A 25,815-nucleotide genomic window follows, 5' to 3' on the forward strand; every position below is an offset into this window, starting at 1 on the left:
TTCTGCCAGTGCCGCCTGGTCTGGGCCCACCCAGACCAGGATGTACTCAACCAAGGGTGATAGGAATGAATCGTCTCGTAGTCCTCGGCAGCGTGAATGCGGATCATGTGCTGCGCGTCCCCCACTTTCCCCGCCCCGGTGAAACCCTGACCGGCCACAGCTATCAGGTCGTTCCCGGCGGCAAGGGTGCCAATCAGGCGGTGGCCGCCGCCCGCCTCGGCGCCCCTGTCTCCTTCATCGCCCGCATCGGTGATGATGCCATCGGCCACCAGATGAAGACCAGGTTTGCCAACGACGGCATCGATGTCAGCGCCGTCGAACTCGACCCCAGGCTCCCCACCGGCATCGCCATCATCTATGTGAGCGACGAGGGGGAGAACAGCATCGGCATCTCCGCCGAAGCCAACGGCGCCCTCACCCCGACCGTGGTGCAAGGTCACGAGGCGATGATCGCCGCCGCCCACACCCTGCTGCTGCAACTGGAAGTACCGCTCGAGAGCGTGCAGGAAGCGGCCCGTCTGGCTCGTGCCCACGGCACCCGGGTGGTGCTCAACCCCGCCCCCGCTCGCCCGCTTTCAAGGGATCTGCTGGCGCTGGTGGACCTCATCACCCCCAACCAGACCGAGGCCGAGCTGCTGACCGGCATCAAGGTGACGGACGAAGCGAGCGCCCGTGAGGCTGCCGCCCGCTTCCACCAGATGGGCATCGGTGAGGTGATGATCACCCTGGGGTCTCAAGGGGTCTATTGCAGCAAGGGGCAGCAACAGGCGCTCATGCCGGGCTTTCGGGTCAAGGCGGTGGATACCACGGCGGCCGGGGATACCTTCAACGGCGCCTTCCTGGCGGCCGAGCTCGCCGGCGCCGACTTTGACGCGGCCGTACGCTTTGCCCACGGGGCGGCGGCACTCTCCGTCACCCGGTTTGGAGCCCAGAGCTCCATCCCGAGCAAACAGGAGGTCGACGCCTTCCTCCTTGAACAAACTGCACAGGGGCACTGATGGCCAATATCAAGGAGGTGGCCGCGCTGGCGGGGGTGTCGACCACCACTGTCTCCCACGTCATCAACGAGACCCGCTTCGTCGCCGAGGAGACCCGTGAGCGGGTCTTCGCCGCCATGCGCGATCTCAACTATGCCCCGAGCCTGGTGGCCCGCAGCCTCAAGGTAAAGGAGACCAACAGCATCGGCATGCTGGTCACCACCTCCAGCAACCCCTTCTTCGCCGAGGTGGTGCGCGGGGTGGAGCGCTACTGCTTCGAGCAGGGTTACAACCTGATGCTGGGCAACACCGAAGGACAGGCCGAGACGGCGCTCTCCTACCTCAAGATGATGCTCAGGAAACGGGTCGACGGCCTGCTCATCATGTGCAGTGAAGGGCAGCAGGAGGTGTTCAACCAGCTCGACTGGCTCAAGAGCCTGCCGGTCGTGGTGATGGACTGGGGCATGGAGAACGGCGAGGTGGATCTCATCGCCGACAACTCCCATCGCGGCGGCTACCTGGCAACCCGCCACCTGCTGGGGCTGGGTCACACTGCCATCGGTTGCATCACGGGCCCCCACAGCCGCGCCCCGGCCAACCAGCGCCAGGCGGGTTTCGAGCAGGCGATGCAGGAGGCCGGGCTCACCGTCAATCCGGGCTGGATCCAGGAGGGAGACTTTGACTGCGCCAGCGGCGCCGCCGCCATGACCCGCCTGCTGGCACTGCCAGAGCGTCCCACCGCGCTATTTGTCTGCAACGACATGATGGCCATGGGGGTCATCAGTGCCGCCCATCAGGCGGGGCTGGTGATCCCCCGCGATCTCTCCATCGTCGGCTATGACAATGTGGCGCTGGCCCAGTTCATGTCCCCCCCGCTCACCACGGTCAATCAACCGAAAGAGGAGCTGGGCCGCCTCGCCGTCACCCGGCTGCTGGCGCGCATCAACGGCGAGCCCATCGCAAACCGCATGATCACCGTGGATCCGGACCTGGTGATCAGACACTCCTGCGCTCCCTTTTCCTCACCGGACAGCAAACCAGTTTAAGTGCCAGCAAGCAGCAGAAGGGCGGCCATGAGCCGCCCTTCTGTGTATTGTCTCCTTGGCATCGGCCCCGAGACTGCATAAGCCACCACTCAACTCAGCTTGAGATCATCCTCTTGCTGCGCCTCTCCCCGGGGAGCCAGGCGCAGCAGCCCCAGCGCCGTTGCCAACGGCTGGAGCAGCGCCTCGTACCCGGAGGGGGCTGGCAGCCAGTAGCGAATTGGCCAGCCCGCCTGCAGCAGTTCGGGGGCGCTGCTGCCAAGCTCGCTCAGCGCCAGCATGCAACCACACTCGCGCACCTTCTCAAGCAGGGTGGCATCCTGTATCAGCGCAGGCAATGCCAGGATCAGCCTCCCCTGTGGCAAGGGGGGCAGGCTCGCCAGCAGAGGGGCCAGCTGGGCAGGCTGATGAAGCCTTACCAGCAAGGTGCCACTGCATGGCTCTTCTGTCAGCCATCGCGCCATCACAGGCCCAAGGACACCACGCTCCTGCATCCAGCCCACGTCACAGGGCTGCTGGCTCACCCGCCAGCGCAGGCTGACCGCCGTCACCGGCACGCCCTGCTCGTCTCTCATCGGCTCGCAGAGGGTCTCCAGGGGTGAAGGGGCGGCCCCCGCCAGCCATTCCCGCAGTTGGTGCAACTGCCGCTGGGCCATGTGGAGGTCAGCCTTCATCGCACTCTGATACCACACCAGGGTGGTCCCCTCACGCTTGGCCTCGTTCAATGCCAATATGGCCTGCTCCAATAGCTCATCGGCATCCTCGCCACCCTCGCACCTGGCCACTCCGAAGCGACACGCCAGATCAAAGCTGCTTTCCCGGGTCACGAACTCAAACTGCAACAGGCTCACCATGGCGGCCATGCGGGCATCGAGATCTCCCTCTTCGTCGTCCAGCACCACGGCGAACTCATCGCCCCCCAACCGGTACGCACGGCCGGGGCATGCCTGACGCAACCGGGCCGCGACCGCCTGCAGCAGGCGATCACCAACCTGGTATCCGAGCAGATCATTGACCTGCTTGAACCGCTTCAGATCCAGCACCGCCAGCGCCTGGACCCGATCTTGCAGCAGGGATTGCCTGAGCTGCCCCTGCAAGGCCCGACGGTTGCCAAGCCGAGTCATGGGATCGAGCAGGGAGAGGCGACGATTCTGCAGATTGGTTCGAATGAGGGCAAAGACCAGCACACAGCCCATCACCAGCAGGATCAACTGCCAGATCTGGATCCAGAACAGGCTCTGCCGCAACTGGTTGAGGGAGGCTTCCCGCTCCTGGCCGGAGAGGATCTGATCCCCAATCTGCTCCACCTGATGGGTCAAGCCGGTCAGCCGGACGAGGGCAAGATCGAGGGCTTTCCCCCTCTTCAGCTCCCCGGACTGCATCTGGGGATCCAGCGCCTTGAGTTCGTCAAAGAGCCGTTCAAGCACCTCCCCCAACCCATGCCTCGCCCGCGCATCGGCGGTCTCGGTACTGATCAGGAACACATCCAGCCGGTTCCACAGCAGATCGTAATCCAGGCTCAGGGCCGCCATGTCGAGCGCCCCGGCACGGTAGAGGCGCACATCATAGAGAAATCGCTGGGACTCCTGCATTACCTGGCTGATGTTCCAGTGGGTGTTGCGGTAGAACATGTCAACGAGCTGCTCGTGCCGACTCTGCAGCAGCAGCCCCCAGAGGGACGAGAAAAGAAACAGCAGGGAAATGGCTGCAAGCAGCAGGTTATCTCGCTGTCGCCGCGTCACGGGACAACCTCGATGCGGATCACCTGCCAGACCATGTTGTTGTGGATGGCGGACACATCCATGTCGGGATGGGCCGAGAGGGGGACTAGCAGCCAGAGCGGCCCTTTATTGCGACGGGTGAGCGGTTTGTCATCCTGGTAACGCACCAGGGTCAGCGGCACCTTGGCAAACAGGGAGAGATCAACCCGCTGCTGGTAGCCATTGAGTGCGGCGACATCGATGGCGCTGGCACTATCCACCTGCTGCGCCGCCAGCACGCTCTTCAGGGTCGGGCCACGATAGCGGTGAGTGCCGAGGGTCCAGGGCGTCGCCGTCTCGAATTCCACTTGTGGCAAGGCGGCCAACGCCGCCTCATCCAGGGTGATTTCCCGCTTGTCCGGCAGGATCAGTTGCAATAGCGAAGAGGAGGAGGCCTGGGTACCGAACGAGAAAAGCACCAGCAGGAGAGAGGCCATCCCGCGCATTGGAAAGTTCATGACATGTTGTGCCAGCTGCATCTTGAAGTTAGGTGTCAGTGTGGCGATTTCAGTGGGTCAATGCAACTGTGTGAAAAATCAATAATTATGGGCCCCGCATCTCCATCCAGTTATGTCCCTCGACGGTGAGAGGCTGATGCACACCGCAACTTTGCAGGAGTTCATCCACAAAAGCGGGCACCAGCAAGGAAGCCGGACCATAACGTTTTTCATCGAACTGGCTGCCCACTTCGCTCGGCTCCAGATTGAGCTCCACCGTATGGGCACCGTTCAGGCCGGCCTCATGGACGAATCCGGCGGCAGGGTAGACCGCCCCGGAGGTCCCGATGGAGATGAAGAGATCGCACTGGGCCAGGGCGCTGTAGATACGATCCAACCCGAGCGGCATCTCCCCGAACCAGACTACATGGGGGCGCAGCGGGTGGGGAAACTGGCAGCAGGAACACAGCTCTTCCTGATGGAGATCCCCGCGCCACTCGATCACCTGACCCGAGCCCGGGCAGCGGGCCTTGAGCAACTCGCCGTGCATGTGGATGAGGTTCTTGCTGCCGGCACTCTCGTGCAGGTTGTCGATGTTCTGGGTGACCAGGGTGACGCGCCCCGGCAGCAGGCGCTCCAGCCGGGCCAATGCATAGTGGGCCGGATTGGGGTGGATCTCGGCGCGCTGCAACTGATGGCGCCGCGCATTGTAGAAACGTTGTACCAGTTCGGGATCCCGCGCATAGCCTTCAGGGGTGGCCACGTCCTCCACCCTGTGCTCTTCCCACAGGCCATCACAGGCCCGGAAGGTCTTGATACCGGATTCGGCCGAGATGCCGGCACCGGTGAGGATCACGATATGTTTGGCTGACTGCACCATGGTTGTTCTCCTCCAACGGGTAACAGGCTGACCTTAGCACAGGAGCAAGAAGCGGCCCATTCGCCCTTGGTCTTAGGCCGATGGGAGCACAAAGCTCGCCATGGGCGCGAGATCCAGCCTGGCAAAGACCATCTCCCGTCCTGTCACCAGGGTAAGCGGCAACCCGAGCCCCTTGAGCAGAGCCAGCATGGGGCGATTCTGGCCGAGCACTTCCGCCGTCCACTCCCGGATCCCCTCCTCGTATGCCAGCCGCGCAAGCGCCAGCAGGATGCGACGCCCGGCGCCGCGATGCTGAAAATGATCCGCGACGATGCAGGAGAACTCGGCCCTGTCCGGGTGCAGGCGCCGGCGCACGGACTGGGCCATGGCAAGCGGCGTCCCCTGCTCGTCGGTCAGCAGCAATCCTATCTGGGGTTCTCTGGGGTAGTCGAGAAAGAAGGCGAGCTGCTCGGCCGTCGCAGGCTGCTTGGCCCGCATGAAGCGCAAATAGACGCTCTGCTCGCTCAGGGCGTCATAAGCCGCGCTTATCCGCTCCGGGTCGCTGCCCGCCAGCTCCTGCAAGCGGCAAGTCAGCCCCCCCACCACCATCGTCATCGGCAGGGCGGCCCGTGAGGCGGGAGCCGTCCAACCCGTCATCCCCTGCCACAAGCGCGTCTCATCGAGCGGCCAGCAAAGATAGCGAGCCATTCACCAGCGACCTGCCACGCCGCGATCCTGCCACTGGGCGGCATCCTGCAGGTTGAAGGGGTCGTCGAGGTAGAGCGCGATGCCAAGCTCCCGGGAGCGCTGGATGAAGCGGGCCAGCAAGGAGTCGGCCGCCATCGCCTCCAGTTCGGGCAGCAGGTGTTGCCCGAGCAGTAAGGATTGCAACGGCAGACGCTCGATGAGATCAAACGGCAGGTGCTGGGCATGATCGAGCAGCAACGCGAGTCTGGCCCCCGCGAGGCTCGCCTGCAGCACCAGGGCGAAACGGTCCGCCTGGTTCAGCAGGTGATCCCGTCGATGGATGACCAGGGTGAGCTCGCTTGCTTCTCGTCCATGCTGCTCGAGCCAGAGCTTGAGCGGCTCCCAGTGAGGGGAAAGGCCGCTCAGGCTCAGCCAGATCGGCAGCGTGCAGGAGGCCGCATCTGCCAGCAGCCCAAGCTGTCCTCTCGCCTCTCCCTGCCAGCTACGCACGGTGCGCTTGAGCCCGCCCAGCCTGCGCTGACGCTGGGGGCCAAGATAGAGCATCTTGAGCAGACGCAGCAGATCGTCGCTTTGCAGCGGCTTGGCCAGGGCGGCCAGCACGTTGAAACCCGCATCGTGCAGGAGACGCCGGGCGCCGTCTATCAGGGTCTGATCATGAGCGGAGAGCAGGATGATGGGCAGACCGCTGTGGCGATACTGGGGATGGCTCATCAGCAGGCTGATGGCATCCTGCTCCGCCAGGCTGAGATCACAGATAAGCAATCTCACGCCCCCCTCTTCCAGCGCCTTGAGGCACCCTTCGCCATCCTGAACCCAGTGGCAGGGCAACCCCAGTCCCTGGATCTCCTGCTGAATGCAGGCTCCCTGGAAGGGGTGATCTTCGAGCAGCAGGATCTGGCACTGGGCGAGCCAGGCACGCCACCCCTGTTCCCGTGCCTGCAACCCCTCGAGCCAGGGATCGCTGAGGCGATAGATCCCCGCCCCGGGAGCCAGCAGATGAGGCAGATAGTCGGCCCCCTGATGAGAGGCAGGATCAAACAGGGCGATGGCCCCGGCGGCAAACAGTCCTTCCCATTGCCAGCCGGCATCGGGTCGGGTGCGGTGCAGATTGGCATAGGCCGGCAGGCCCGCCCCCTTGACCGCCTGATGGGAGACGGCGTCCAGGGCATAGACGCTGACCGGGTAAAACGTTGGCTCCTGGCTGTCATCAGACTCCAGCAAGGCCATCAACTCTTCATCTGTGATGATCATGTCATGCTCTCTCGCCCAGTTGTCGGCAGACCTCTTCCACGCACTGCCTCAAGGCGGCTCCAAGGGGATGTCCGGGGGCCTCCTGCCAACGGTCGATCACCTCTACCAGGGGGGTAGCCCCCACCATTTTGGCGGCCCCCTTCATCTTGTGTAAAGCCGTATTGAGGGCCTTCTCGTCCCCTTGTGTGACACACCGCTCAATGTCGGCCAGATCCTGGTGAACCGATGCCAGATAGATGTCAACGAGGGCCGGGCTGAGGGACACGGGCAGGGAAAGGGCTGCCGTTGGCTGCGGTGCCTTCCCCCCGTCATGGGGGCCAAAGACGGTACGAAGCAGTACGGCCAGATCCCTGAGCAAGACGGGTTTGTCCAGATGGCCCTGACAGCCGCATTCCGCCAGTCGCTGCGCCGCCTGCTCGCTGAGATCGGCGGTGATGACGTAGACGGGCAGATGCTGCCAGCGTTCATCGGCGTGCAATTGCCTGCAGAGCTCGGCGCCGTCCATCACCGGCATCTGCAGGTCCGTCAGCACCAGATCCACCGACTCCGATTGCAGGATCTCCAGTGCCAGACGGCCATTGGCCGCGCTCAATACCCGGGCACCCAGCTGACCCAGCTGCATGCTGATCAGCATTCTGTTCACTTCGTGATCTTCCACCAGCAACACCCGCCTGCCTGCCCCCGGCAGATCCGTGATCTCCTCGGCGCCACGGACGAGTCTGGGTTGCAGCAGGCTGACCACGGAGCCCGGGATCCAGGGTTCCCCCTGCCAGTACCAGGCGCGCAAGCCCCCATCGTCCTGCATGGCCCCAAGGCAAGGTGCAGCCGGGTCCTCGGCCACGCCAAACGCTGCGAGCCAGGCCCGCATATATTCAAGTTCCCCGGGCAACAGTTGCAGGGAGACCGTCTTGACGCGCGGTTGCCAGGGCGCCTTCTCCTGCGCATGCCTGAGGGGCAACGAGCAGAGGAAACGGCTGCCCCCGCGAGCCAGAGGCTCGACCCGGATCTCGCCCCCCATCTGTTCCATCAGCTGGCGGCAGATGGCCAGCCCAAGCCCGGTCCCCTGGGCTCTGGGCTGGCCAGGCTCCTCCCCTTGCTCGAAGGGCTGGAACAACCGGGGCAACAGCTCGGCACTGATCCCGGGCCCCTCGTCATCCACCCCGCACAAAATCCACTCCCCTTGCCGCCGGGCCCAGAGTACCACCTCTCCCCGCTCGCTGAACTTGATGGCGTTGGAGAGCAGGTTGTGCAGCACCTGTTGCACCCGGTGGGGATCGAGTTCCATCAAGGCGGGCAGCGCCGGGTCGAGCGCCAAGCGCAGCTGCAGATGGCGGGATCGCGCCTTGGACCAGTGCACCGCCGCCACATGCTCGCACAGCTCCACCAGATCCGTGGGCTGCACGGAGAGGCGCAACTGGCGCGTCTCGTTGCGGCTGAAATCGAGCACGTCGTTGAGCAATCCGAGCAGTTCATTGCCCGCCTGTCTGACATGGGCCAGAACCGAGGCCTGCTCTGCATTGAGTTCGGTCTGCTCGAGCCACTCCAGCAGGCCGAGCATGGCGTTCATGGGGGTGCGGATCTCGTGGCTCACGGCGGCCAGGAAGCGCCCCTTGGCAAGCACGGCCTGCTGAGCCTGCTCGTGGGAAAGTTGCAGGGAATGCTCCTGCTCCACCCTGGCCGTCACATCCTGCACCACCCCGTAGATCCGCCACCCCTCCCCCTGACGGCGCCCCCTGCCGGAAAATTGCAGCCAGCGGGTTCCCTTGGCGGGGTGCTGATAGCGCAGCAGATGGGAGAAAGGTCGCCCGGCTTGCAGCATGGCTAGCATGGGAGCTCGCATCTCGCGCCTGTCCTGATGGGAGATGCGGGTCAGGGTCTCGTTGGGATTGACCCGGATCTGCTGGCTCGCCAGCCCCAGCAGCTCGTGACTGCCCCGGCTCACAAACTCCACCCGGGTGATGGCTCCCCCCAGCAGGGTGAATTGCAGCACCACACCGGGCACCGTATTGGTGAGGGCGCGCAGGCGCCGCTCTGCCTGACGCAGCAGGCGGGTACGCTCGCGCAGAGCGCTGATGTCGGAGAGGGCGATAAGATCCCCTGCCGGTGCCTGGGGCCCCAGTCGCAAGGGGATCTGGGCATAGGAGTAGACCTGCTCGTGCAGCGCCAGCTCCCCTTCGGCGCCCTGCAACTGAGGCGCGGGCAGCACCAGATCGGCGGCGTAGCGCGCCTCCATGCGCTTGGCCCGCTTGTTGCGCTTGATCACCTCCCCTTTGTCATTGCGCAAGAACACGGGAACGGGGAGCGCCTGGAAGAGAGACTCCCTGAACTTGCTTTCCAGCGCCAGCGCCTGCTCTACCTTGTGACGCTCGCGGGCCTCCTGGGCCAGTTGCTGGCGGGATCGCCAGACTGACCAGATCACCGCCATGCTGATCAGCAGTGCCAGCAACACGGAGCCAAGCCAGAAACCGTAGCTGACACCCTCCTGCTGGTTGACCACCAGGTGGCGCCAGCGTTGCACCAGCTCGTCCACCTGCCGATCATTGAGGGTCATCAGGCTCTGATCCAGCACCCCTGCCAGGCTGGTCTGTTCCGGCCGGATGGCAAAGCCGAGGCCGAAACGCTCCGGCAATTCGGTGATGGTCAGCTCGCTCAACTGGTTGTTTCGAATGGGATATTGGAGCTGGTACAACTCCGCCAGCATGGCCTGGGCATCCCCATGCCGCACCGCCGCCAATCCCTGCAGCAGGTTGTCGGTGACCTCCCACTCATGCTGGCCGAACCGGGCAAGCAGGCCGGGATCATAGAGCATTCTCGGGACCACCACCTTGCCACTCACGTCCGCGAGGGAGACAGGCCCCCTCTTGCTGCGACTGACCAGGGCATAGCGGCTGGTCGCCACCATCCTGGTGAAGTCGAACTCCTTGTTCAGGGCGGCGGACTCCATGAGTCCGACCATCATGACGGCATCGCCACTGCGCAGCAATGCCAACGCCTCCTCCCGGCTGGCGGCGGGTACCAGCTCGAAGCGCAGTCCCGTCTGCCGACTCACTTCCCGCAAGACGTCCGCACTCCAGCCAATGAGCTCTCCCTGCCGGTTGACACCGCTGTATGGCATGAAGCCGGGATCCGCCACCATCTTGATGGTGTGGGCCTTGCCGACCAGCCAGGCCTGCTCCTTGTCGGTAAAATGCAGGGGATTCACATCCTGCTCACCCTGAGGCAGATACTTGCCCAGATCCCGGTAGAGACTGCCCGGCGGCAAATAGCGGATGGCTGTGTCCACCAGCTCCAGCAACTCGGGCTGGTTGCGCATCATCAGCCGATAGCTGATGACCAGATCGTCGCTGCGAAGACGGCGAAGGCGCAGCCCTTCATCCGGGTACTCCCGCATCAGGTAGCGCAGTTGCAGATAATCACCGAGATAGGCGCTGCCCTTGCCGGCCACCAGGGCGCCATACCAGTTCTCGGCATCGGTCAGCAGTTGCTGGGATGAACCAGGATAGAGACGCTTCAGGGTCTCCTGGGCCTGCCAGATGGGTGACACCAGAAACTGCGCCTGATCGAGCTCACCCCGATAGAGGATGGCAGACTCCGCTTCCAGCATGGCGCGGCTCAAGACGGTATCGCTCGAGTTCGACCGGGCAGGCCCGACGTGAGGAATGAGATCGCAGCGCCCGTGCAGCAGATCCTGCGTCACGGCTGCCCAGCTCGGCCGCTTCTCGACATGCACCGGTACCGGCAACAGCTCTGCCAGCCGCGTCATGCGATCGATAAGCAGGCCCCCCTCCGCCTCCAGATAGGGAGGACGTTGCAGGGCCGGGTAACAGAAGGTCAGTCCGGTGAGCGAATCGGCATAAGCCTGGGCATCCGGTGACAGCGGGAGTATGGCGGCACGCAGTGGCAAAGCCAGCAGCGCGCCGGACAACAGAAGGATTTTTATCATCGGAATGGAAAAGCCAGGCGATTGCCTGGCTTTTTGTCACTCGTTGGGTTCAACATTTTCTACCCTGGCCTTGAGCTTCTGGCCGGGCCGGAAGGTCACCACGCGACGGGCGCTGATGGGAATATCCTCCCCCGTCTTGGGGTTGCGTCCGGGACGCTGGTTCTTCTCGCGAAGATCGAAGTTACCGAAGCCGGAAATCTTGACCTGTTCGCCACGCTCGAGCGCCTGTCTGATCTCCTCAAAGAAGGCTTCCACCATATCTTTGGCTTCACGCTTGCTCATCCCGAGCTGGGTGAACAGGTGCTCTGCAATGTCGGCTTTGGTAAGCGCCATAGATCAATCCCTCAAGGATGCATTCAACTCTTCACCGAGGGCCCGCACGACATTGTCCACGGTCTCGGCGATCTCTTTCTCCTCCAGGGTGCGCTGGGTGTCTTGCAACACCAGGCTGATGGCCAGGCTCTTCTTGTCCTCTGCCATACCAGCGCCCTGGTATACGTCGAACAAGTTTATTCCAACTAACTGATTTCCGCCAACTTTTTTAATTACTGCCAGAACGTCGCCTGCCAGGATCTGTCTGTCAACCACCACGGCGATATCGCGACGGTTGGCCGGGAACTTGGATACTTCGGCAGCAACCGGCACCTTGGCCGGCGTCAGTTTGTCCAGCTCCAGCTCGAACATGACAGCGCGGCTCTTGAGCCCCAGCTTCTTCTCGAGGCTCGGATGGATCACGCCGATGTGGCCGATCACGACGCCATTGCGCAGAATGGCTGCGCTCTGGCCCGGATGCAGGGCACTGTGCTCGGTGCGCTCGAAGGTGAAGGTAGCCCCTTCTGCAGTCAGATCCAGTACCGCTTCCAGGTCACCCTTCAGATCGAAGAAGTCGACGGGACGGGCCTTGACATCCCAGTGCTCGTCCCCCTGGTTGCCGGTGATGATGCCGGCCAGCATGGGCTCCTGACGGATGCCGTTCTCGGCATTCTCGTCCTTGATGAAACGCAGGCCCTGCTCGAACAGGCGCACGCGCGGCTGCTGACGGTTCTGGTTGTAGACCACCGCCTGCACCAGACCCGGGAACAGAGAGACGCGCATGGCGGACATCTCGACGGAGATCGGGTTCGGCAGCACGATGGCATCGCTCTGCGGGAACAGGGTCTGCTGAGCCTTGGGATCGACGAAGCTGTAGGTGATCGCTTCCTGGAAACCGCGGTCAACCAGCAGGTCGCGCACGCGCTTCAAGGTTACCTGCCCTTCTGCCTGCTCTACCATCGCGAGGGATGCGGCGGGTTTGAGGTTCGGGATGTTGTTGTAGCCGTAGATACGGGCCACTTCCTCGATGAGGTCTTCCTCGATGGCGATGTCGAAACGCCAGGAGGGAGCCAGCGCGGTCCAGCCGTCAGCATCCACGGTTACCTGCATGCCCAGACGAGTCAGAATTTCGACCACCTGCGCATCCGCCACGCTGATGCCGATCACCTTGTCGAGCTTGGTGCGGCGCAGCTTGATGGGGGCAGCCTTCGGCAGATGGGCATCGGATTTGACTTCGATGACCGGACCCGCTTCACCGCCGCAGATATCCAGCAGCAGACGGGTGGCACGATCCATCACCTTGGCCTGCAGCTCGGGATCCACCCCGCGCTCGAAGCGGTGGGAGGAGTCGGTGTGCAGACCGTAGGCACGGGCACGGCCGGTGATGGAGAGCGGCGCGAAGAAGGCGCACTCCAGCAGGATGTCGGTAGTGGTCTCGGAGACACCGGTGCGATCGCCGCCGAAGATGCCGGCCATGCAGGCAGGGCCTTTGGCGTCGGCAATCACGAGCGTGGTCTCTTTGAGCTTCACCTCGTTGCCATCGAGCAGAGTCATGGGCTCGTCGGCACGGGCGCGGCGCACCACCAGTTCCCCTTCAAGCGTCGCCAGGTCGAAGGCGTGCATCGGCTGGCCGTATTCCAGCAGCAGGTAGTTGGTGATGTCGACAATAGCGTCGATGGAACGGATGCCGCCACGGCGCAGCTTTTCCTGCATCCAGAGCGGGCTCTGGGCCTGCAGGTTCAGCCCCTTGATGACACGGCCGAGATAACGGGGGCAATCCGCCGGCGCTTCAACCCGGATCGGGAAGGTGGCATCACAGGTGGCAGCAGCCGGCGCCCAGGTCGGCTCGACCACGTCCACGCTGTTGAGCACGCCGATTTCACGGGCCAGACCCGCGATGCCTAGGCAGTCGGCACGGTTCGGGGTCAGATCCACATCGATGCTGACGTCGTTGAGCGCGAGGTATTCACGGATATCGGCCCCGATGGGGGCATCCAGCGGCAGCTCGATGATGCCATCGGCCTCGACGTCGATGCCCAGCTCGCTGAAGGAGCAGAGCATGCCGTGGGACGGCTGGCCGCGCAGCTTGGCTTTCTTGATGGTGAAATCACCCGGCAGGGTCGCCCCGACCTTGGCCACGCACACTTTAAGGCCGGCGCGGCAGTTCGGCGCACCGCAGACGATGTCCAGCAGCTCGGCCTCGCCCACGTTGACCTTGGTCACCCGCAGCTTGTCGGCGTCCGGGTGCTGGGCGCACTCGACCACTTCACCCACGACCACATTGTTGAACTGGCCGGCCACCGCTTCCACGGCGTCCACTTCCAGACCGGCCATGGTGATCTGCTCGGCCAGTGCATTGTCACTCAACTCGGTGCGGACCCACTCCATCACCCAGGATTTACTGAATTTCATGTTCTCTCGCCCTTACTTGAACTGCTTGAGGAAGCGCAGGTCGTTTTCGAAGAAGGCACGCAGGTCATTGACCCCGTAACGCAGCATGGTCAGGCGCTCAACGCCCATGCCGAAGGCAAAGCCGGAGTATTTTTCCGGATCGATGCCGACCGAACGCAGCACGTTCGGGTGCACCATGCCGCAGCCCAGCACTTCCAGCCACTTGCCGTTCTTGCCCATCACATCCACTTCGGCGCTCGGCTCGGTGAACGGGAAATAGGAAGGACGGAAGCGAATCGTCAAGTCTTCCTCGAAGTAGTTGCGCAGGAAGTCGTGCAGGATGCCTTTCAGCTCGGTGAAGCTGGCATGCTCGTCAACCAGCAGGCCTTCGACCTGGTGGAACATCGGGGTGTGGGTCATGTCGTAGTCGTTACGATAGACGCGGCCCGGGGCGATGATGCGGATCGGCGGCTGCTGATGTTCCATGGTGCGGATCTGCACACCGGAGGTGTGGGTACGCAGCATCAGATCAGGATTGAAGTAGAAGGTGTCGTGATCGGTACGCGCCGGGTGGTGAGCCGGGATATTCAGGGCATCGAAGTTGTGGAAGCCATCTTCAATCTCGGGACCACGGGCAACCTTGAAGCCCATCTCGCCAAACAGGCGCTCGATGCGCTCGATGGTACGGGTCACCGGGTGCAGACCGCCATTCTCGATGCGGCGGCCCGGCAGGCTGACGTCGATGGTCTCGGCGGCCAGCTTCTGGTTCAGCACGGCGACTTCGAGGGCTTCACGACGCGCGTTCAGGGCATCCTGAACCTGCTGTTTGGCCTGGTTGATCACGGCGCCCGCGGCGGGACGCTCTTCAGCGGACAGGGCGCCCAGGCCCTTCATCTGCTCGGTAAAAAAGCCCTTTTTACCCAGATATTTGACCCGGATTTCGTCGAGGGCGGCGATGTCGCTTACGCCCTCAATTTCGGCCTTGGCCTGGCCGACTACTTCTTCAAGCTGTTGCATGTCTTCCTCGTCACCACTCCCGGAACAGGAGCCTTTAGGCTAAATAAGGTCAAGAGGGGAATAATACAAAAAAAGCCCCTTGGCTGACCATAGTTATGACGGGCTTTTCTCCCTGCAAATCATTTTGTTATATGGAAAAGCCACAAGCCAGATGCAACAGGATTGAGACAAGCGTCGTTTGTTCTAGTTTGTTGGCATATGGAAGGATAAAGCATTCATGAACGTGGCATGCTACCTGCCAACGCTCAAAAATGAGCAACAAAAAAGGAGGCCTGAGCCTCCTTTATTTTTATAACAGAACTGGATTAGACCAGAGCTGCTTTAGCTTTTTCAACCAGGGCGGTGAAAGCCAGCTTGTCGTGAACGGCGATATCGGACAGGATCTTGCGATCGATCTCGATGGAAGCCTTCTTCAGACCGTCGATCAGACGGCTGTAGGACAGGCCGTTCTGACGGGCTGCAGCGTTGATACGCGCAATCCACAGCTGACGGAACTGACGCTTCTTCTGGCGACGGTCACGGTAGGCATACTGACCAGCTTTGGTTACCGCTTGTACCGCTACGCGGTAGACACGGGAACGGGCGCCGTAGTAACCCTTGGCGGCTTTCATTACTTTCTTGTGACGAGCGCGAGCGGTCACACCACGTTTAACTCTTGGCATTTTTCACATCCCCCCTTATGCGTACGGCAGACAAGCGACAACACGTTTGTGGTCGGCAGCGGAAACAAAGAACTTCGGTCCCAGCTGACGCTTACGCTTGCTGCTCTTCTTGGTCAGGATGTGACGCAGGTGGTTGTGCTTGCACTTGAAGCGACCTGAGCCAGTCTTCTTGAAGCGCTTTGCCGCGCCCCGGTTGGTTTTCATCTTCGGCATTTCATACTCCGCATTGTGAGTGACAACAAAATCGCAAGGCGAACCGACTCATGGGGCCAGCCCCATGAGTCAATTTCTTGTGGGCCTTAAGATTTCTTCTTGGGTGCGAGGACCATCACAGCTTGACGGCCTTCGACTTTCGGGAACGATTCGACTACGGCCAGCTCTTCCAGATCGTTCTTGACGCGCTCGAGAACCTTGATACCAAGATCCTGGTGGGCCATTTCACGACCACGGAAGCGCAGGGTGACCTTTGCCTTGTCCCCGTCTTCCAGAAAGCGAACCAGGTTGCGTAGTTTTACCTGATAGTCGCCTTCGTCGGTGCCAGGACGGAATTTGATTTCCTTGACCTGAACGACTTTCTGCTTTTTCTTCTGTTCTTTGGTGGTCTTGCTCTTTTCGTAGAGGAATTTGCCGTAATCCATGATCCGGCAAACGGGCGGCTCAGCGTTCGGACTGATCTCGACCAGATCCACTCCTGCCTCAAGGGCCAAGTTCAGCGCATCCTGAATGGAGGTGATGCCAATGGCTTCACCATCCAGACCAGTCAGACGAACTTCTTTCAGACGGATCTCTTCATTGATCCGGTGAGCGCGGGCTTGCGGTTGCTTGCCCAGTTTTTTTCCGCCTTTTATAGCTTATTCCTCCACTTTCTTTTGTCCGCGGGTCTGAACTTCCTGGGTCAACAGAGCAATCAGCTCTTCAACAGGATAAGAGCCCAGGTCAGCCCCTTTACGAGTACGCACTGCAATCTTGCCGGCTTCTACTTCTTTGTCGCCGCAGACCAGCATGAAGGGTACTCGCTTCAAAGTATGCTCGCGGATTTTAAAGCCAATCTTCTCATTTCTCAAGTCCGCTTTTGCGCGAAGGCCCGCATCATTCAATGCCTTGGCAACTTTCACAGCATAATCGGCCTGGTTATCCGTGATATTCATGACCACGGCCTGGGTCGGCGCCAGCCAGGTCGGGAACAGACCGGCGTACTCTTCCGTCAGGATCCCGATGAAGCGCTCCAGCGAGCCCAGAATGGCGCGGTGGATCATCACGGGGATGTGGCGCTCGTTGTCTTCGCCCACATAGGTGGCGCCAAGACGGCCCGGCAGGGCAAAGTCGAGCTGCACGGTACCACACTGCCAGGCACGATCAAGGCAATCGTGCAGGGTGAACTCGATCTTGGGACCGTAGAAAGCCCCCTCGCCCGGTTGCAGGTCGAACTTCAGGCCGTTGAGTTCCAGCGCCTCGGCCAGCGCGGCCTCCGCGCGATCCCAGGCTTCATCAGAGCCGATACGCTGCTCCGGACGGGTCGAGAGCTTGACCACGATGTTTTCGAAACCGAAGGTACCGTAGACGTCATAGACCATGCGGATGCACGCAGACACCTCTTCCATGATCTGCTCTTCGGTACAGAAGATGTGGGCGTCATCCTGGGTGAAACCCCGTACCCGCATCAGGCCGTGCAGGGAGCCTGACGGCTCGTTGCGGTGGCAGGAGCCGAACTCGGCCATGCGCAGCGGCAGATCGCGGTAGGATTTCAAACCCTGGTTGAAAATCTGCACGTGACCCGGGCAGTTCATCGGCTTGATGGCGTACTCGCGGTTTTCGGACTGGGTGGTGAACATGGCCTGGGCGTATTTCTCCCAGTGACCTGAACGCTCCCACAGCACGCGATCCATCATGAAGGGGCCTTTCACTTCCTGATAGTCGTACTCTTTGAGCTTGCCGCGGATGAAGGTTTCCAGCTCGCGGAAAATGGTCCAACCATCGTTGTGCCAGAACACCATGCCCGGCGCTTCTTCCTGCATGTGGTACAGGTCGAGCTGCTTGCCGATCTTGCGGTGGTCGCGCTTGGCGGCCTCTTCCAGACGCTGCAAATAGGCCTTGAGCTGCTTCTTGTCAGCCCAGGCGGTGCCGTAGATGCGCTGCAGCATCTTGTTGTTGGAGTCGCCGCGCCAGTAGGCGCCGGACATCTTCTGCAACTTGAAGTGGTGGCAATGACGCATGTTGGGCACGTGCGGGCCGCGACACATGTCGATGTACTCTTCGTGATGATAGAGACCGGGCTGGTCATCACGGGCAATATTCTGATCCAGGATCTCGACCTTGTAGGTCTCGCCACGGGCTTCGAACACGTCGCGCGCTTCCTGCCAGGAGACCTTCTTCTTGATGACGTCGTAATCCTTGGCGGCCAGCGCCAGCATGCGCTCTTCCAGGGCAGCCAGATCTTCGTCGGTCAGGGTGCGGTCGAGATCGATGTCGTAGTAGAAACCGTTGTCGATGACGGGACCGATGGCCATCTTGGTCTGGGGCCAGAGTTGCTTGATGGCATGACCCAGCAGGTGAGCACAGGAGTGGCGCAGAATGTCCAGACCTTCTTCGTCTTTGGCGGTGATGATGGCCAGGGAGGCATCGGCTTCGATCAACTCGCAGGCATCCACCAGTTCACCGTTTACCCGACCGGCAATGCACGCCTTGGCGAGACCGGGACCGATGTCCGCGGCCACATCCATGACGGAAACGGCGTGGGCAAATTGACGTTGGCTGCCGTCAGGCAGAGTAATGATTGGCATTAGGTGTTTCCTTATACAGTGGTGACCCCTACCAAAGGCCACATGCAGGTTGGAGAAACCCTTTCATGTCCAGCTGTTCACTCCCGAGTTTCACCGTTCACAATACGGTTGGTACACGGCAGTGGCACACCATATGGCGTGTGCAAGGCCATCCATTGAGAGGTACAGCGGGGGATTGTATCAGACGCGACAACCCAGACAAGCTGTCTTGGCGATTTTGCATACCGCTTAAGCGCGGGTGTCAACCTGTCCTACTTGCGAGGGCGCCCTTCTGCTGCCATACCCTGTACCAGATTGAGGCGTCAGCCAAAGCAAGGAGAGCATGATGTACACCTACGATATTTCATTTCCGGAGCATGCAGAAAAGCTGGTTCATCCGGATCACCTTCTCACGACTCACTGTCCCGTCCATATCGGTGAGCTGGTGATCCTGGGTGATGGCAGCAAGCGGGAGGTATGCAGCATCGTCCACAGTGCCGAGCGCAGTACCCTCTATGTCACGGACGTGACGCCCGGCAAAGTCACCGCCAGCCGTTGATCCCTAACCGGCGTTCAGAAAAGAGTGGCCATTGAAATCGAAGGCGCTGCGTCCCTCCTCGGCCAGCGCCATCTCCTGCAATACCTGTAGTGCCATCTTGTTGCCCTTTTGCGAGGCCTGATAGAGCCACTGCTTCGCCTCGGCCAGTTCAACCCGCCCGTTGACCCCCATCAGGTGCAGGATGCCCACCTTCAGCATGGCGGGCACATCACCGTTCCTGGCTGCCAGCTCCATCCAGCGAAACGCCTCGTGCAGATCCCGCTTCACCCCGGCCCCGCGCAGATAGACCTCTCCCAGCCGATACTGGCCGAAAGCGTCCCCCGCCTGCGCAGCCTGACGATAGAGTCGGATGGCGCGATCCATATCCTGCTCGCTCCCCTGCCCCACTTCATGGCTCCAACCCATCAGCGCCTGTGCCCGTGGCTGGCCCTGCTCCGCCAGGGGCGACCAGATCCGGGTCGCCTCATCAAAGTGCCCTGTCCGCCAGGCGCGGTTGGCCGCCGCCAGCTCCTGCTCGGTGGAGAGCGGGATCAGACGCCAGATGACCAGCGCAATGAGGGCGATGAAGAGCCAGCGGGCGGTAGTAGGTTGCATGACATTTTCCGTGATCTGGTTCGCATTTCGTCTATGTAAACGAAATGTAGCAACAGATCAAGCAGGAGATCACCCGGGTTCACCCTCTTTCATGGGGTCGCTCTTTGCGAACTTGCAGTTTAACGGGCTACACAGCAAAATAACTGTATATATAAACAGTGCATTGGTGATGTGATGGCAGGACGAGGCGCGAACCACAATGTCGAGCACCGCTTCAGCGGCCCGCAAATCGAAACCGTTGACGACGGCTGGAGTCAGAGCGACTGGGACGCGGCATTTGCCGCCAGCGCTCCCCGCACCGAGGTGACGGAGATCAGCGCCCGCAGCATCATCAGCTACAACGATTCGCCGGATCTTCCCTTCGGTCGCTCCATCAATCCCTATCAGGGGTGCGAGCATGGCTGCATCTACTGCTATGCCAGACCCAGCCACGCCTACCTTGAGCTCTCCCCCGGGCTGGATTTCGAGAGCAAGCTGTTTGCCAAAATCAATGCTGCCGAGCTGCTGCGACGGGAGTTTGCCAAGCCAGCCTATCAGCCGCAAACCATCGTGCTGGGGGCCAATACCGATCCCTATCAACCCATCGAGCACCACTATCGCCTGACTCGCGAACTCCTGACGGTGATGCTGGCTCATCGCCATCCGGTAGGGCTCATCACCAAGAGCGCCATGATCCTGCGCGACCTCGATCTGCTGACCGAGCTGGCCCGAGAAGGGTTATGCCAGGTGATGGTGTCGGTCACCACCCTCAATGACACGCTGAGGCGACAGCTGGAGCCCAGGGCCAGCACGGGGGTTGGTCGGATCAAGGTGATCGAACGACTGGCCAAGGCCGGTGTGCCGGTCGGGGTGCTGGCGGCCCCCATGATCCCCAGGCTCAACGAGCCGGAACTGGAACAGATCATCAAGGCCGCCGTCGACGCCGGGGCGGGCTGTGCGGATTACATCTTGCTGAGATTGCCCCACGAGCTCACCACCCTCTTTTGCGACTGGCTCGATACGCACTATCCCGGCCAGAAAGAGGCGATCCTCAACCAGCTGCGGGCAAGCCGGGGTGGCGCACTCAACAGCGCCACCTTTGGCAGCCGCATGCGAGGTGAAGGGCTGTTTGCCGACCTGCTCGCCCAGCGCTTTCGCCTGATCAGCAGGCGGCTGCAACTGGGCAAGCGCCATATTGCACTCAATACAGCCGACTTCATCCGCCCGGGCGAGCAGCTGCGTCTGTTCTGAGCGCCGTCAGCCCCGTGGTCTCGGCGGGCAGCTCCCCGCTGGATGGCGCTGTGCAATCAGCTCCGCAGGCAGGCGGGATGGCTCGTGCGCCACCTCCTCCTCATACACCCTAAGGCGCGCCTTCTCCTGCCCTCCCCACATCCGGCTCCACCAGATCTCCCACATTACCCAGCTCGTCATAACAGTGCTCCTGGCAAGCGATGCCTGCCTCTGTGGTGGCCTCATTCAACGCAGGCAGCATGGCTGGCAGTCATGACAGGGCCATGACAGCCGAGTGAAGGAATCATGTTGATGCGATGGGGTCAACCCTGCATATCAGGAAGATGACGCCGTGGCAGGCAGGGCTGCATGCACGGCAGACGGAGCCGGGCACCAGAGAAGAGAGCGCCAGAGCAAGCACAAGGACGGGGAGAGCCTGCGGTGAGGCGGACAAAAAAAGAGCGACCATCAAGGTCGCTCTTTTGCACCGGACAAAGGGGGACGATTACTCGTCGCTCGCCTCTCCGGTATCGACGGCGCCAGCGTCCGCTGCGGTGTCGGTGCCTTCAGACACCTCCCCTTCAACAGCCAGGGCCTCGGTTTCCTCTTCGTCGCTCTCGGCAACGCGCTGCAGGCCAACCACGGTCTCGTCTTCACCGGTACGGATCAGACGCACACCGCCGGTGTTGCGGCCGATGACGCTCACCTCGGACACCCGGGTACGAACCAGGGTACCGCCGTTGGTGATCAGCATGATCTGGTCGGTATCTTCGACCTGGATCGCATCGATCACCTTGCCGTTGCGCTCATCCACCTTGATGGAGATGACGCCCTGGGTACCACGGCTCTTGGTCGGGTACTCGTCCAGCGCGGTGCGCTTGCCGTAACCGTTCTCGGTAGCGGTGAGGATGGCACCATCACCACGGGGCACGATGAGGGAGACCACCTTGTCACCGGCGCCCAGCTTGATGCCGCGCACGCCAGCAGCGGTACGACCCATGGGACGTACGCCCTTGAAGGTGCCCTTGCTTTCGGTGCCTTCGCCGTTGTCGCTGCCGTCATCGTCGTTGCCGGCGTCGTCATCGGTGTCGACCTCGTCAGTGGCATCGGCATCGGCGCGACCGCTGCCTTCCGCGAAGCGAACCACCTTGCCCGCATCGGAGAAAAGCATGATCTCGTTGCTGCCGTCGGTGATGTCCACCCCGATCAGCTCATCACCCTCTTTGAGGTTGATGGCACGGATACCGGAGGAGAGCGGACGGCTGAAGTCGGACAGGCTGGTCTTCTTCACGGTGCCGTTGGCGGTGGCGAAGAAGACATACTTGTCGGCGTCATATTCTTTCACCGGCAGGATGGCGGTGATGCGCTCACCCTCATCCAGCGGCAGCAGATTGATGATCGGACGACCGCGGGCGCCACGGGACGCTTCCGGCAGCTGGTACACCTTGAGCCAGTAGACCTTGCCACGGGTGGAGAAGCACAGAATGGTGTCGTGGGTGTTGGCCACCAGCAGACGCTCCACAAAGTCCTCTTCCTTGATCCGGGTGGCCGACTTGCCACGACCACCGCGGCGTTGGGCCTCGTAGTCCGAGAGCGGCTGATACTTCACATAGCCCTGGTGAGACAAGGTAACGACCACGTCTTCCGGGGTGATCAGATCTTCGATGTTGATCTCGGCACTGGACATGCTGATCTCGGTGCGACGCTCGTCGCCGTACTGCTCGCGCACGGCCAGCAGCTCGTCACGGATCACTTCCATCAGGCGTTCCGGGCTTGCCAGGATGTGCAGCAGCTCGGCGATGAGATCCAGCAGAGATTGGTACTCTTCCAGGATCTTCTCGTGCTCGAGGCCGGTCAGCTTGTGCAGACGCAGGTCAAGGATGGCCTGGGCCTGGATCTCTGTCAGGAAGTACTGCCCTTCACGGATGCCGAACTCCGGCTCCAGCCACTCGGGGCGAGCCGCGTCGTCGCCCGCTTTTTCCAGCATGGCGGCCACGTTGCCGAGCTCCCAGCCCTTGGCTACCAGGGCGGCTTTCGCATCCGCCGGGGTCGCACTGTGGCGAATGAGCTCGATGATGGGGTCGATGTTGGCCAATGCCACCGCCAACCCTTCCAGGATATGCGCCCGATCCCGCGCCTTGCGCAGCTCGAACACGGTCCGGCGGGTCACCACTTCACGGCGGTGCAGCAGGAAGGCATCCAGGATCTCTTTGAGGTTCATCACCTTGGGCTGGTTGTTGTCCAGCGCCACCATGTTGATGCCGAACGTGGTCTGCATCTGGGTGTGCTTGTAGAGATTGTTCAGCACAATCTCGCCGGACTCGCCGCGCTTGATCTCGATGACGATGCGCATGCCGTCCTTGTCGGACTCATCGCGCAGGGCGCTGATGCCCTCGATTTTCTTCTCTTTGACCAGCTCGGCGATCTTCTCGATCAGGCGAGCCTTGTTCACCTGATAGGGGATCTCGTGGACGATGATGGTCTCGCGACTGGTCTTCTCGTCCACCTCCACTTCAGCCTTGGCCCGCACATAGACGGAGCCGCGACCGGTACGGTACGCCTGCACGATGCCGGAACGACCGTTGATGATGCCGCCGGTGGGGAAATCCGGGCCGGTGACATGGGTCATCAGCTCGTCAATGGTGAGGTCGCCGTTTTCGATCAGCGCCAGGCAACCGTTGACAATCTCGGTGAGGTTGTGAGGCGGGATGTTGGTCGCCATGCCCACCGCGATACCGGAGGAGCCGTTGACCAGCAAGGTGGGGACCTTGGTGGGCATGACAGCCGGGATCATCTCGGTGCCGTCGTAGTTAGGCACCCAGTCCACGGTCTCTTTGTCCAGATCGGCCAGCAGCTCGTGGGAGATGCGCGCCATCCGCACTTCGGTGTAACGCATGGCCGCGGCGTTGTCGCCGTCCACCGAACCGAAGTTGCCCTGACCGTCGACCAGCATGTAGCGCATGGAGAAATCCTGCGCCATGCGGACGATGGTGTCATACACGGCGCTGTCGCCGTGCGGGTGATATTTACCGATTACGTCACCGACCACACGGGCCGATTTTTTATAGGGCTTGTTCCAGTCGTTCCCCAGCTCGTTCATTGCATACAGAACGCGGCGGTGAACCGGTTTCAAGCCATCACGCACATCCGGCAGAGCTCGTCCTACGATCACGCTCATGGCGTAATCCAGATAGGAACTCTTGAGCTCTTCTTCGATGTTGACCGGCGTGATCTCTCTGGCCAGATCGCTCATAGAAAGCCTTAATCCCTAATTAGTTGTTCTTTGGCTTAAACAGCGCGACATGGTAACACACTGAGCCAAATACATTAAGCCACAAATCCGATGAGCACATCGGGCTGGTGCGACGAGGTCGCTCCGTTATAATGCGCGCCAGGACAATAGATTGCGCGCGCCCAGCCCGCTGCGCGCCTTGCCACAGGATCATCAAAACATGAATAGTGATGCCAATGTCGATCTGACAGAAATCGCCAAATTTGAAGCCATCGCCTCCCGCTGGTGGGACATGGAGGGCGAATTCAAGCCGCTGCATCAAATCAACCCGGTGCGCCTTGACTGGATCACCGACAAGAGCGGCGGCCTGTTTGGCAAGCGCGTGCTCGACATCGGCTGCGGTGGCGGCATCCTCTCCGAGAGCATGGCCCGCCGGGGGGCCCGGGTCACCGGCATCGACATGGGCAAGGAACCCCTCGGCGTCGCCCGCCTCCACGCGCTGGAACAAGGTGTGGAGCTCGAGTACCGCCAGATCACCGCCGAAGCCCACGCCGATGAAGTGCCTGGCCAGTATGACGTGGTCACCTGCATGGAGATGCTGGAGCACGTGCCGGACCCGGCCTCGGTGCTGCGCGCCATCGCCACCCTGGTACGGCCGGGGGGCAAGGTGTTCGTCTCCACCATCAACCGCAACCCCAAAGCCTATCTGATGATGATCCTCGGGGCCGAGTACCTGTTGAAGATGGTCCCCAAGGGCACTCACGATCACAAGAAGTTCATCACCCCCGCCGAACTGTGTCGCATGGGGGAAGCGGCGGGCCTCCTGGTGCGGGACATGAGCGGCGTTCACTACGCCCCGCTCTCCAACAGCTTCAAGCTCGGCAAGAATGTCGACGTCAACTACATGGTGGCGTTCGAGCGCCCGGAGCAAGGCTGATGAGCACACCTCACCCGATGCCCCTTGGCTGCGTGCTGTTTGATCTGGACGGCACCCTGCTCGACACCGCCCCAGACCTTGGCGCCGCCGTCAATCACGTGCTGATAAGCGAAGGCTTTGCCCCGCTCTCTGACGACATCATCCGTCAGACCACCTCCCACGGGGCCCTCGGGCTGCTCAGGGCAGGTCTTGGGGACGAGCTGCTGGAGGAGCTGGGGGCCACCCGCCTTCGCACCGCCCTGCTCGACTACTACGCCGCCAACCTCTGCGTCGGCACCCGCCCCTATGAAGGCATGGTGGATCTCATCGAGTGGCTCGACGAGAAAAAGCTGCCCTGGGGCATTGTCACCAACAAGCCGGGCTTTCTCACCGAACCGCTCCTGGCAGCCCTGCCCGAACTCGCCAGTTGCGGCGTGACGGTGAGCGCCGACACCTTGCCGGTGCGCAAGCCCGACCCCGCCCCCATGTTCTTTGCCTGCGAGCGCCTCGGCATCGCGGCGAGCCAGTGTCTCTATGTGGGGGATCACGTGCGCGACATCGAGGCTGGCCGCAATGCCGGCATGCGTACCGCAGTGGCTGGCTGGGGTTATCTCAGTGATGACGAGGATCCCGCCCTCTGGGGCGCCGATCTTCACTTTGATACCGTGCAGGCCCTGCACCACTGGCTGCGTTACGAACTGAGCTGACTCGTTCATTGCCCATGACCGACAAGGCATCCGGATAGAGGTGGATCTGCGGGGCAACTTTGATGTTGTCCCGATGGCCATGTGGGCATCTGCCCCGGCGCGCAGCTCCCCCCGCAGCGCACCAGAGGGATCCCGGACGATCCCTCTTTTTACGGGCTTGGCAACCCCCCGAACGGCGTAACAGGACACCTTTTGACCCTGACTGCACAAGGGATGAGCAGGCCGGATTTGCTAGTAAAAACACCCTGCTTTCGCAAGCAAAAAAAGTTATTTTAATTTTCCATCTTCGATCGCCGGACTTGCATTTGACGGATCGGACGGATGAAAACCCGTTCGCTGTGAGCGTCCACTAACTCCCGTCCCGACACCCACAATTTATCCACAGCTAATGCGTTATCCACAGATTGCATTACCGCATCGACCTCACTATCTTGTAGTTCGCATTAAAAATAACACTACATCTTGTGATTCATCGCACA

Annotated in this window: 22 protein-coding genes; 6 read left to right on the top strand and 16 right to left on the bottom strand. The window is 61.6% G+C overall.

Translation table 11 applies throughout. The features are described from left to right. Window positions 1-65: 65 nt before the first annotated feature. A complete protein-coding gene (gene rbsK, locus BN1120_RS16650) occupies window positions 66-998 on the top strand; it encodes a ribokinase (protein ID WP_042017094.1) in 933 nt (310 codons plus the stop codon). Next, window positions 998-2,023, top strand: coding sequence for a substrate-binding domain-containing protein (locus BN1120_RS16655; RefSeq protein ID WP_041211440.1), 1,026 nt, complete (start codon window positions 998-1,000; stop codon window positions 2,021-2,023). Before rbsK ends, BN1120_RS16655 begins: the two co-directional genes overlap by 1 nt. 89 nt (window positions 2,024-2,112) lie before the next feature. Here BN1120_RS16655 and BN1120_RS16660 read toward each other — a convergent pair whose 3' ends face one another. The 13 genes from BN1120_RS16660 to thrS form a co-directional block, all read right to left on the bottom strand. Beyond that, window positions 2,113-3,762 (bottom strand): GGDEF domain-containing protein, encoded by a 1,650-nt coding sequence (locus BN1120_RS16660; RefSeq protein ID WP_042017095.1) that lies wholly within the window; start codon window positions 3,760-3,762, stop codon window positions 2,113-2,115. Further along, window positions 3,759-4,238, bottom strand: a complete 480-nt coding sequence (locus BN1120_RS16665; protein ID WP_042017169.1) for a putative pterin-binding protein — start codon at window positions 4,236-4,238, stop codon at window positions 3,759-3,761. The genes BN1120_RS16660 and BN1120_RS16665 overlap by 4 nt, the downstream gene beginning before the upstream one ends. Window positions 4,239-4,323: 85 nt before the next feature. Continuing rightward, window positions 4,324-5,097 (bottom strand): Sir2 family NAD+-dependent deacetylase, encoded by a 774-nt coding sequence (gene cobB / locus BN1120_RS16670; protein ID WP_041215132.1) that lies wholly within the window; start codon window positions 5,095-5,097, stop codon window positions 4,324-4,326. A 72-nt stretch (window positions 5,098-5,169) separates the two neighbouring features. Further along, entirely contained in the window at window positions 5,170-5,784 is a 615-nt protein-coding gene (locus BN1120_RS16675) for a GNAT family N-acetyltransferase (protein WP_042017096.1), read from the bottom strand. After that, on the bottom strand, window positions 5,785-7,035 hold the full coding sequence (locus tag BN1120_RS16680) for a response regulator (RefSeq protein ID WP_042017097.1): 1,251 nt from the start codon (window positions 7,033-7,035) through the stop codon (window positions 5,785-5,787). A 1-nt stretch (window position 7,036) separates the two neighbouring features. After that, a complete protein-coding gene (locus tag BN1120_RS16685; protein ID WP_042017098.1) occupies window positions 7,037-10,960 on the bottom strand; it encodes an ATP-binding protein in 3,924 nt (1,307 codons plus the stop codon). 54 nt (window positions 10,961-11,014) lie between these two features. Next, the gene (gene ihfA, locus BN1120_RS16690; RefSeq protein ID WP_005300715.1) at window positions 11,015-11,311 is read right to left on the bottom strand and encodes an integration host factor subunit alpha; all 297 of its coding nucleotides are present in this window, start codon (window positions 11,309-11,311) and stop codon (window positions 11,015-11,017) included. A gap of 3 nt (window positions 11,312-11,314) precedes the next feature. After that, on the bottom strand, window positions 11,315-13,702 hold the full coding sequence (pheT, locus tag BN1120_RS16695; protein ID WP_042017099.1) for a phenylalanine--tRNA ligase subunit beta: 2,388 nt from the start codon (window positions 13,700-13,702) through the stop codon (window positions 11,315-11,317). 12 nt (window positions 13,703-13,714) lie between these two features. Beyond that, window positions 13,715-14,698: a phenylalanine--tRNA ligase subunit alpha gene (pheS, locus tag BN1120_RS16700; RefSeq protein ID WP_041215128.1), complete on the bottom strand. Its 984-nt coding sequence runs from the start codon at window positions 14,696-14,698 to the stop codon at window positions 13,715-13,717. A gap of 305 nt (window positions 14,699-15,003) precedes the next feature. Next, complete coding sequence (gene rplT / locus BN1120_RS16705; protein ID WP_010674800.1) at window positions 15,004-15,360, bottom strand: 50S ribosomal protein L20; 357 nt, start codon at window positions 15,358-15,360, stop codon at window positions 15,004-15,006. Between the two features lie 15 nt (window positions 15,361-15,375). Next, a complete protein-coding gene (gene rpmI / locus BN1120_RS16710) occupies window positions 15,376-15,573 on the bottom strand; it encodes a 50S ribosomal protein L35 (RefSeq protein WP_005300673.1) in 198 nt (65 codons plus the stop codon). A gap of 86 nt (window positions 15,574-15,659) precedes the next feature. Beyond that, on the bottom strand, window positions 15,660-16,208 hold the full coding sequence (gene infC / locus BN1120_RS16715) for a translation initiation factor IF-3 (protein ID WP_026139078.1): 549 nt from the start codon (window positions 16,206-16,208) through the stop codon (window positions 15,660-15,662). A 3-nt stretch (window positions 16,209-16,211) separates the two neighbouring features. Beyond that, a complete protein-coding gene (gene thrS / locus BN1120_RS16720) occupies window positions 16,212-18,140 on the bottom strand; it encodes a threonine--tRNA ligase (RefSeq protein ID WP_042017100.1) in 1,929 nt (642 codons plus the stop codon). Window positions 18,141-18,465: 325 nt separating this feature from the next. Between thrS and BN1120_RS16725 the strand changes: the two genes are divergently transcribed. Continuing rightward, window positions 18,466-18,678 (top strand): hypothetical protein, encoded by a 213-nt coding sequence (locus BN1120_RS16725; protein WP_010674802.1) that lies wholly within the window; start codon window positions 18,466-18,468, stop codon window positions 18,676-18,678. A 3-nt stretch (window positions 18,679-18,681) separates the two neighbouring features. On the opposite strand, the gene BN1120_RS16730 is transcribed toward BN1120_RS16725, so the two are convergent. After that, complete coding sequence (locus BN1120_RS16730; protein WP_042017101.1) at window positions 18,682-19,272, bottom strand: tetratricopeptide repeat protein; 591 nt, start codon at window positions 19,270-19,272, stop codon at window positions 18,682-18,684. A 174-nt stretch (window positions 19,273-19,446) separates the two neighbouring features. Between BN1120_RS16730 and BN1120_RS16735 the strand changes: the two genes are divergently transcribed. Then, window positions 19,447-20,502 carry a PA0069 family radical SAM protein gene (locus BN1120_RS16735; protein ID WP_042017102.1) on the top strand — a complete coding sequence of 352 codons (1,056 nt, stop codon included), beginning with the start codon at window positions 19,447-19,449 and terminating at the stop codon, window positions 20,500-20,502. 6 nt (window positions 20,503-20,508) lie between these two features. Here the strand turns inward: BN1120_RS16735 and BN1120_RS21630 are convergent, their stop codons facing one another. Both BN1120_RS21630 and gyrA read right to left on the bottom strand, forming a co-directional pair. Then, window positions 20,509-20,682, bottom strand: coding sequence for a hypothetical protein (locus tag BN1120_RS21630; protein ID WP_167418740.1), 174 nt, complete (start codon window positions 20,680-20,682; stop codon window positions 20,509-20,511). A gap of 304 nt (window positions 20,683-20,986) precedes the next feature. Next, a complete protein-coding gene (gyrA, locus tag BN1120_RS16740; protein ID WP_042017103.1) occupies window positions 20,987-23,734 on the bottom strand; it encodes a DNA topoisomerase (ATP-hydrolyzing) subunit A in 2,748 nt (915 codons plus the stop codon). 199 nt (window positions 23,735-23,933) lie between these two features. Here gyrA and ubiG point away from each other — a divergent pair, with 199 nt between their 5' ends. Further along, window positions 23,934-24,650: a bifunctional 2-polyprenyl-6-hydroxyphenol methylase/3-demethylubiquinol 3-O-methyltransferase UbiG gene (gene ubiG, locus BN1120_RS16745; RefSeq protein WP_042017105.1), complete on the top strand. Its 717-nt coding sequence runs from the start codon at window positions 23,934-23,936 to the stop codon at window positions 24,648-24,650. Further along, window positions 24,650-25,336 carry an HAD family hydrolase gene (locus tag BN1120_RS16750; protein ID WP_042017107.1) on the top strand — a complete coding sequence of 229 codons (687 nt, stop codon included), beginning with the start codon at window positions 24,650-24,652 and terminating at the stop codon, window positions 25,334-25,336. The genes ubiG and BN1120_RS16750 overlap by 1 nt, the downstream gene beginning before the upstream one ends. Window positions 25,337-25,815 lie beyond the last annotated feature (479 nt).

Source organism: Aeromonas caviae, from assembly GCF_000819785.1.
In the GTDB taxonomy this organism is placed as follows: Bacteria; Pseudomonadota; Gammaproteobacteria; order Enterobacterales; family Aeromonadaceae; genus Aeromonas; species Aeromonas caviae.

Bases quoted from the DNA above. Each gene is read 5' to 3' on its own strand.
- gyrA (WP_042017103.1), bottom strand. From the start codon at position 23,734: ATGAGCGATCTGGCCAGAGAGATCACGCCGGTCAACATCGAAGAAGAG.
- BN1120_RS16735 (WP_042017102.1), top strand. From the start codon at position 19,447: ATGGCAGGACGAGGCGCGAACCACAATGTCGAGCACCGCTTCAGCGGC.
- BN1120_RS16665 (WP_042017169.1), bottom strand. From the start codon at position 4,238: ATGAACTTTCCAATGCGCGGGATGGCCTCTCTCCTGCTGGTGCTTTTC.
- cobB (WP_041215132.1), bottom strand. From the start codon at position 5,097: ATGGTGCAGTCAGCCAAACATATCGTGATCCTCACCGGTGCCGGCATC.
- thrS (WP_042017100.1), bottom strand. From the start codon at position 18,140: ATGCCAATCATTACTCTGCCTGACGGCAGCCAACGTCAATTTGCCCAC.
- rpmI (WP_005300673.1), bottom strand. From the start codon at position 15,573: ATGCCGAAGATGAAAACCAACCGGGGCGCGGCAAAGCGCTTCAAGAAG.
- BN1120_RS16750 (WP_042017107.1), top strand. From the start codon at position 24,650: ATGAGCACACCTCACCCGATGCCCCTTGGCTGCGTGCTGTTTGATCTG.
- BN1120_RS16655 (WP_041211440.1), top strand. From the start codon at position 998: ATGGCCAATATCAAGGAGGTGGCCGCGCTGGCGGGGGTGTCGACCACC.
- ubiG (WP_042017105.1), top strand. From the start codon at position 23,934: ATGAATAGTGATGCCAATGTCGATCTGACAGAAATCGCCAAATTTGAA.
- pheS (WP_041215128.1), bottom strand. From the start codon at position 14,698: ATGCAACAGCTTGAAGAAGTAGTCGGCCAGGCCAAGGCCGAAATTGAG.
- BN1120_RS21630 (WP_167418740.1), bottom strand. From the start codon at position 20,682: ATGACGAGCTGGGTAATGTGGGAGATCTGGTGGAGCCGGATGTGGGGA.
- rplT (WP_010674800.1), bottom strand. From the start codon at position 15,360: ATGCCAAGAGTTAAACGTGGTGTGACCGCTCGCGCTCGTCACAAGAAA.
- BN1120_RS16675 (WP_042017096.1), bottom strand. From the start codon at position 5,784: ATGGCTCGCTATCTTTGCTGGCCGCTCGATGAGACGCGCTTGTGGCAG.
- BN1120_RS16730 (WP_042017101.1), bottom strand. From the start codon at position 19,272: ATGCAACCTACTACCGCCCGCTGGCTCTTCATCGCCCTCATTGCGCTG.
- ihfA (WP_005300715.1), bottom strand. From the start codon at position 11,311: ATGGCGCTTACCAAAGCCGACATTGCAGAGCACCTGTTCACCCAGCTC.
- BN1120_RS16725 (WP_010674802.1), top strand. From the start codon at position 18,466: ATGTACACCTACGATATTTCATTTCCGGAGCATGCAGAAAAGCTGGTT.
- BN1120_RS16680 (WP_042017097.1), bottom strand. From the start codon at position 7,035: ATGATCATCACAGATGAAGAGTTGATGGCCTTGCTGGAGTCTGATGAC.
- pheT (WP_042017099.1), bottom strand. From the start codon at position 13,702: ATGAAATTCAGTAAATCCTGGGTGATGGAGTGGGTCCGCACCGAGTTG.
- rbsK (WP_042017094.1), top strand. From the start codon at position 66: ATGAATCGTCTCGTAGTCCTCGGCAGCGTGAATGCGGATCATGTGCTG.